At 69.3% G+C, this 5953-nt stretch carries 7 protein-coding genes; 6 read left to right on the top strand and 1 reads right to left on the bottom strand.

Annotated features, from left to right (window positions below; genetic code table 11):
• On the top strand, positions 1-601 hold a 601-nt coding region (locus U9980_RS09530), incomplete at its 5' end, for a hypothetical protein (RefSeq protein ID WP_322767593.1).
• Positions 602-686: 85 nt separating this feature from the next.
• Here the strand turns inward: U9980_RS09530 and U9980_RS09525 are convergent.
• Entirely contained in the window at positions 687-935 is a 249-nt protein-coding gene (locus U9980_RS09525; RefSeq protein WP_322750217.1) for a helix-turn-helix domain-containing protein, read from the bottom strand.
• A gap of 293 nt (positions 936-1228) precedes the next feature.
• On the opposite strand from U9980_RS09525, the gene U9980_RS09520 reads away from it, so the two are divergent.
• The 5 genes from U9980_RS09520 (at position 1229) to U9980_RS09500 (ending at position 5946) form a co-directional block, all read left to right on the top strand.
• The gene (locus tag U9980_RS09520) at positions 1229-2005 is read left to right on the top strand and encodes an SAF domain-containing protein (RefSeq protein WP_322767592.1); all 777 of its coding nucleotides are present in this window, start codon (positions 1229-1231) and stop codon (positions 2003-2005) included.
• Positions 2002-3315 carry an AAA family ATPase gene (locus U9980_RS09515; protein WP_322751651.1) on the top strand — a complete coding sequence of 438 codons (1314 nt, stop codon included), beginning with the start codon at positions 2002-2004 and terminating at the stop codon, positions 3313-3315. Before U9980_RS09520 ends, U9980_RS09515 begins: the two co-directional genes overlap by 4 nt.
• A 423-nt stretch (positions 3316-3738) precedes the next feature.
• Complete coding sequence (locus U9980_RS09510; RefSeq protein WP_322751650.1) at positions 3739-4233, top strand: transcriptional regulator; 495 nt, start codon at positions 3739-3741, stop codon at positions 4231-4233.
• A 108-nt stretch (positions 4234-4341) separates the two neighbouring features.
• On the top strand, positions 4342-5319 hold the full coding sequence (locus tag U9980_RS09505) for a patatin-like phospholipase family protein (protein WP_322751649.1): 978 nt from the start codon (positions 4342-4344) through the stop codon (positions 5317-5319).
• Positions 5320-5463: 144 nt separating this feature from the next.
• The gene (locus tag U9980_RS09500; protein ID WP_322751653.1) at positions 5464-5946 is read left to right on the top strand and encodes a DUF6912 family protein; all 483 of its coding nucleotides are present in this window, start codon (positions 5464-5466) and stop codon (positions 5944-5946) included.
• Positions 5947-5953: the final 7 nt, after the last annotated feature.

Raw genomic sequence — 5953 nt, 5'->3', positions numbered from 1 at the left:
GGGAACGAGGAAGGGGGCCGGGTTGCGCTGGGAAGCCCTGTTTGCTGATCTTGAGATGCAGTGGGAGGCCGCGCAAGCGGCTGAACTCGATGCGGAGCTTGTCGACAGAAGCCGCCGTGAAGTCGCCTACCTGCGCCTACTCGACAGACTGCGGCCGGCGGTCGGATCGTCGCTGCGCATCGGGGTGCTGGTAGGTGCGCGGGAGGGGGAAGCCGGTCAGGTCCTGGGCGGCCGGCTTGCCGTGCTCGGGATGGACTGGTTACTTCTGCAGGAGTCCGCGGCCCAGGAAGTGCTGGTTCCATTCCGTTCCGTACTCTGGGTGCGTGGGCTGACCGCGGTATCCGCCCAACCTGGCCATGAAGGTCCGCTGGCCGTGCGGCTCGACCTGCCGTACGCGCTGCGTGGCGTGGTGCGCGATCGTTCGGTCTGCTCGGTTGTGGTGTTGGACGGTACCGCTGTGACGGGCACCATCGACCGGGTCGGAGCGGACTTCGTCGAGGTCGCCGAACATCCCGGCGACGAGTTCCGCCGGGCCCGGTCGGTCCAGGCAGTGCGGACCGTCCCGCTGTCGTCGGTCAGTTTCGTGCGCCGAACCCCCTGATGGGGAGTACCTGCGTACGAGCCGGACAGCCGGCGCTCGAAAACATGCGTCGGATGGTCGGATGGTCGGATGGTCGGATGGTCGGCTAGTCGGCGTACCGGTCGTCGGCGGGCGCATCGCCGCGACCGAGCGGATTGGCGACCACGAACGCGCGGGTCTGCTCGTATGCCCGCTGGATGTAAGCCTCCAGCTCGGTGCGCTCCACCCGCCACTGCCCGCGTCCACCGATCTTGATTGCCGGGAGTTCACCCGAGCGGACCAGCGCGTAGGTCTGGCTTGACGAGATGTTGAGAATCTCCGCCACATCGCTGAGCTGAAGGAAGCGCTCGTTCATCGGCCTGTCTCCCTGGCGATGGATGGGTCGTGACCCCTGTGTATCAGACTCTGCGGCCCGGATCGCCTGTGAATGCCTCTACTTGTGGATAACAGCTGCCATTCGCCTGATTGTGCTGGTCGGTTCCAGGCCGTCGTCGCAGACCACGTACGCTCGGCGATCAGGGAGTCTCGGACATCCACGACCACCCGGTCTGTGTCGCGGCGCCCGCTGTCCGCCAATCAGCAGCTCCTGGCTGGCCAACGACGCCGCCGTCGTGGGCACCGCCGGACACGAGCCACCTGGAGGTCCGGGTGACCGACCTCACGCCCGCAGCCACACGTACCGAGGGGCCGGCGGCGGTGCCGTCACCGCCGGGGCGCCGGCTGACCCGCCCGCGCTGGCGCGACTCCCGCCTGCTCATCGGCGTCCTGCTGGTGCTGGTGTCCGTTGTGCTGGGCGCACGCCTGTTCGCCACGGCGGACAGGACCCGCGCCTGGGTGGTGGCGAAGGGGGACCTGCCGGCCGGGCATGTCGTGGTGGCTGGCGATCTGGCCACGACCTCGGCGTACCTGAGCCTGGACGCCGCGAAGCGTTACTACCCCGGCGAGCGTGGTCCGGAGATAGTCGGGGCGATGCTTTCCCGTCCGGTTTCAGCCGGGGAACTGGTCAGCGGCGCTGACTTCGTGCGCAGTAACGTCATCCCGACACGGCTGGTGTCGGTGGTCGTGAAGGACGGTCGGGCACCGTCCCTCGCTCCGGGTGATCATGTGGATCTCTTCGCCTACCAGCGTTCCAACACCGTGGCTCCAAGCGCGGCACTGCAGGCTGGCCAGTCTGCACAGGCAGCTCAATCAGTGGTGGGAAGCAGCGGCACGGAGGTTCTGGTGCTGCACGACGTCGAGTTCATCTCGAGGGAGACTCTCACTGGTGGTGCCCACTCGTTGACGTTGAGAGTTCCGGTCGATCTCGCCATCAATGCTGTGGCAGCCTCGCAAAGTGAGCGGGTCGACCTCGTCAAGCTGGAACGCGGCGCCCGCGGCGATGTGGGCGGGGCTGGTCCAAGCGCTGTGCCGGGATATGCGCAATGAGCCTCCCGATCCTCACCGCGGTCACCAACTCGGTGGTCGAGTCCGGGCTCGTGACCGCCTTCGACCGCCGTGACCTCGGGGTGACGGTCGTCCGGCGATGTGTGGATCTGCCCGACCTGCTCGCTGCCGCCACAACGGGCGCCGCGCGGGCCGCGTTGGTGTCGGCGGACCTACGCCGCTTGGACCGGGAGGCGCTGACGCGTCTGGCGATCGCCGGGGTCGCGGCAATCGGGTTGATTGTGCCGGGCGACGAGGATGGCGAGCGCAGGCTGCGCCAGCTCGGTGTCGCGGCGGTGATCGCAACTGACTCGACCGCAGAGGTGGTCGCGGCCGCCGTGGTGGAGGCGGCCCGGGCGCTTTCCGACCGTGGCCACGCGGCGTTGCCCACGGGCTCCTACAGCGAGCCGATGGCGGGCTTTGCCGCCGTGGCGCCAGTGGTGCCGGTGCCCGATGCCGTCGACCTGCCTGAACTCGGCGCGGGTCGGGTGATCGCGGTCTGGGGTCCCACCGGCGCGCCGGGCCGCACCACGGTGGCGTTGTGTCTGGCGGCCGAACTGGCCGGGATGGGGATGTCGACGGTGCTTGTCGACGCCGATGTCTACGGCGGATCGATCGGCCAGCTGGTGGGGCTGCTGGAGGAGGCCCCCGGGCTTGCCGCCGCCGCCCGGGCGGCGAACCAGGGCACCCTGGACGTGCCCCGCCTCGCGGTGCTGTGCAGGGACCTGGGCGGCGGATTGCGGGTCCTGCCCGGGATCGCCCGGCCGGCGAGATGGCCGGAGCTGCGACCGGCGTCCATCGAGGTGGTGCTGGCACTGGCACGAAGGCTGGCGAGTTTTGTCGTGGTCGACTGTGGGTTCTGTCTTGAGATGGACGAGGAGCTGTCTTTCGACACGGCCGCTCCCCGCCGCAACGGGGCGACCCAGGCGGTACTCGGCGCCGCCGACACCATCCTGGCCGTGGCATCGGCGGAGCCGGTGGGCCTGGTTCGTTTCGTCCGCGGCCTGTCCGATCTGCGCGAGGTCGTTCCCGGGACGGATCCGTGGATCGTGGTGAACCGGCTGCGCGGCTCGGCCGTCGGTGGAGACGCCCGGCGGGAGGTGTCTCGCGCGATGGTGCGCCATGTCGGCTCGGAGCCGGTCGCGCTGGTGCCCCTGGACACGGCTGCGATGGACACCGCCCAGGCCGCCGGCCAGCTGCTGCGTGATGTCGCTCCGCAGTCGCCGGCCCGGCTCGCGATCGGCGAACTCGCCGCGCGGGTGGCCGGCCGCCCGGTACGCGGGCGCCGTCGACGCTCGGCCACGCGTCGCTGAGCGCGTTCACACGAGGTGCCACAGGTCCGGGCGACCGACCCCGGTTGCGTATATCGTATTTTTTCGGAAATGTCCTTTTAATCCTCGCGTCGAACGGTTACTGACCGCGCTTCCGGGGCAGTCTGTCTGGGTGACTGATCGTACGGAAAGAGGAGCGGTTGGCGGGCGGTTCGCTGTTCGCAGCGGCGTGTCGGGGTCGGCGGCGGCGTCGCCGTCGTCGGTATCGGCGTTCTGACCCGACAAGTGGACTGATCGTTGCCGGAAGGTAACAATTGTGTCGAGGGGGTCACGTTTTGCATATTTAAGGGGCAACCAACCATTTTTGATGACAGCAAGTTAGGGTGAGCACTTGCGTCATCGCAGTAGGCGGGAGTAATAAATGATCATTAAATGCTCTGTCAAGGCGGCAGGGGGTGTAATCGGGTGAGCCGGGAGTACGCCAAGGCCGTGGGAGCCCGTCTTCGGGCCATACGGATCCAGCAGGGAATGTCGCTGCAGGGGGTGGAGCAGAAGTCACGCGGGCGATGGAAGACCGCGGCGGTCGGTTCGTACGAGCGCGGCGATCGGATGATCAGCGTCCATCAACTGTCGGAGCTGGCGGCGTTCTACGGCGTGCCGGTGTCGGCGCTTCTGCCGGACGAGGAGGCGTTGCCGCCGCGCGAGCACCGGCCCCGTACCGTCCTCAATCTGAAAAAGCTCACGGAGGCACCGCCGGACTCCTCCGCGCTGGTACGGCGTTGGGTCGCGCAGATTCAGCGCCAGCGTGACGACTACGCCGGGCAGGTCCTGTCCATCCGGGACGGTGATCTGCGGGCGTTGGCCCTCCTGCACGACACCACGCCGCAGGAGTTCGCCGAACGGCTGCGGGTGTGGGGTGTGCTTGAGACCAGTTTCGGTGAGGAGGAGCCCTCGGAGTAAGGCCGGTGCAGAGCCGGGCGCGTTCACGTCGTCGCTGCCAGACCTGGGCGGCGGTTGGCGGCGAGATCGCGTGCACCCCGAGGGTGCGCGCACAGCGGGAGGTGGCTGATGGTTAGCAGACGGGCGCCCCGTCGTGGACTAGTCCTGGGTGCCGGGGGCGTGCTCGGATCGGCATGGATGATCGGCGCGCTGCGCGCATACGAGGACGCGACCGGGATCGACGTCCGCACCATGGACATGGTCGTCGGCACATCCGCCGGAGCGGTCCTCGCCGCTCTGATCGGGACCGGCACCGGGGTCGAGACGATGGTCAACTCCGAGTACGGGCGGCCGCTGTTCGGTGATCCGGTTCTGGACTACACGCGGCTCGGTTCGGCGTTGCCGCCGAGGCCGCGCATGCGGATCGGCTCCCGCCGGCTGTTGGCCGCCTCGGCGCGCCATCCACGCAGCGTCACTCCGTTGGTGGCTCTGGTCTCCCTGCTCCCGCAGGGGCGCGGGACGCTTGCCGCGATCGGCGAGCTCGTGTCCGCGGCGGACAGTACCGTCCCCACCCGGCCTGCATGGGTGAAACCGTGGATCGTCGCCATGGACTACGACACCGGGACCCGGGTCGTGTTCGGCTCGCCGGGGGCGCCGCGGGCTTCGCTCGCGGAGGCAGTGATGGCCTCCTGCGCGATTCCGTCCTGGTATGCGCCGGTCATGATCGGTGGGCGGCCCTACGTCGACGGCGGGACGAGGTCGCCGGCGTCGGTGGACGTGCTCACCGACGCCGGGCTGGACGAAGCACTCGTGCTCGCCCCTGCCTGCTCCGTCGCCCTGGACCAACCGCGGGGCGCCCTGGCCCGACTCGAACGCCAGATGCGGCGGTGGGCGACCCGGGTGGTGATGCGCGAGGCCGAACTGCTGCGATCCGCTGGCACGAAGGTCACGGTCATCTGCCCGGGGCCGGCGGACCTGGCGGTCATCGGCGCCAACGTCATGGACCTCAGCCGCCGCCGCGAGGTGTTCGAGACCTCGCTGCAGACCAGCGCGGCGGTCTTGGCGCTGCCCGACGCCGCGGGTGGGCCGCTCGCGGCCGCCGGTTGAGCTGCCGGTACGACCGGCGGTTCAACCGGCGGGCGAGGGGGTCTACCACCCCGGGTGGACCGGCCTCCGGGCCTGGCCGGGTTAGAGCGCCCGCCAACCCCACCCCCGGCCGGACGGTGGGGTTGCGCCCGGCACACTGGCATGGTGCGTGTGTATCTGGCGTCAACCCTGTCGGCGGCTCAGGGTGTCCTCGCGGACCGGGTGGTTCCCGCCGGCCTGGGCTTCGCCGTGACCGGATCGGTGCGGGAGTGGTACGCCCGGTCCGACACGGACGAGATGGAGTACGCCCTGCTCCTTGAGGCGGCCCGGGCCAGCCTCAGGTTGCTCGATGCCGATCCGAGGGCACCGCGGCGCCGGCTCGTGTTCGCGGTGGAGGTTGACGACCACCACGTGCGGTTTCGTGATGATCTTGATCGTGGGGTGGTCGAGGTCACGGTACCCGTGCCGATAGCGGAGGTCCGGGCCATCCACGTGGATGGCGCAGATGCGCAGGCCGCTGTCGAGGCGGCCGCGGCAGCCATGGTGGAGGCCGATCTCGGCGGCGAGGATGCGGCCTTCCTGGTCGACGAGGCCGACGGGTATGAACTGCTCTGGTACGCCACCCAGGAACTGGCGGATCTCATTTAGAGCGCCC

It is taken from the genome of Protofrankia sp. Cr1 (assembly GCF_963555865.1).
GTDB lineage: Bacteria > Actinomycetota > Actinomycetes > Frankiales > Frankiaceae > Protofrankia.
The sequence above is the reverse complement of the archived record's forward strand: the minus strand, read 5'-3'. Positions and strand labels throughout refer to the sequence as shown.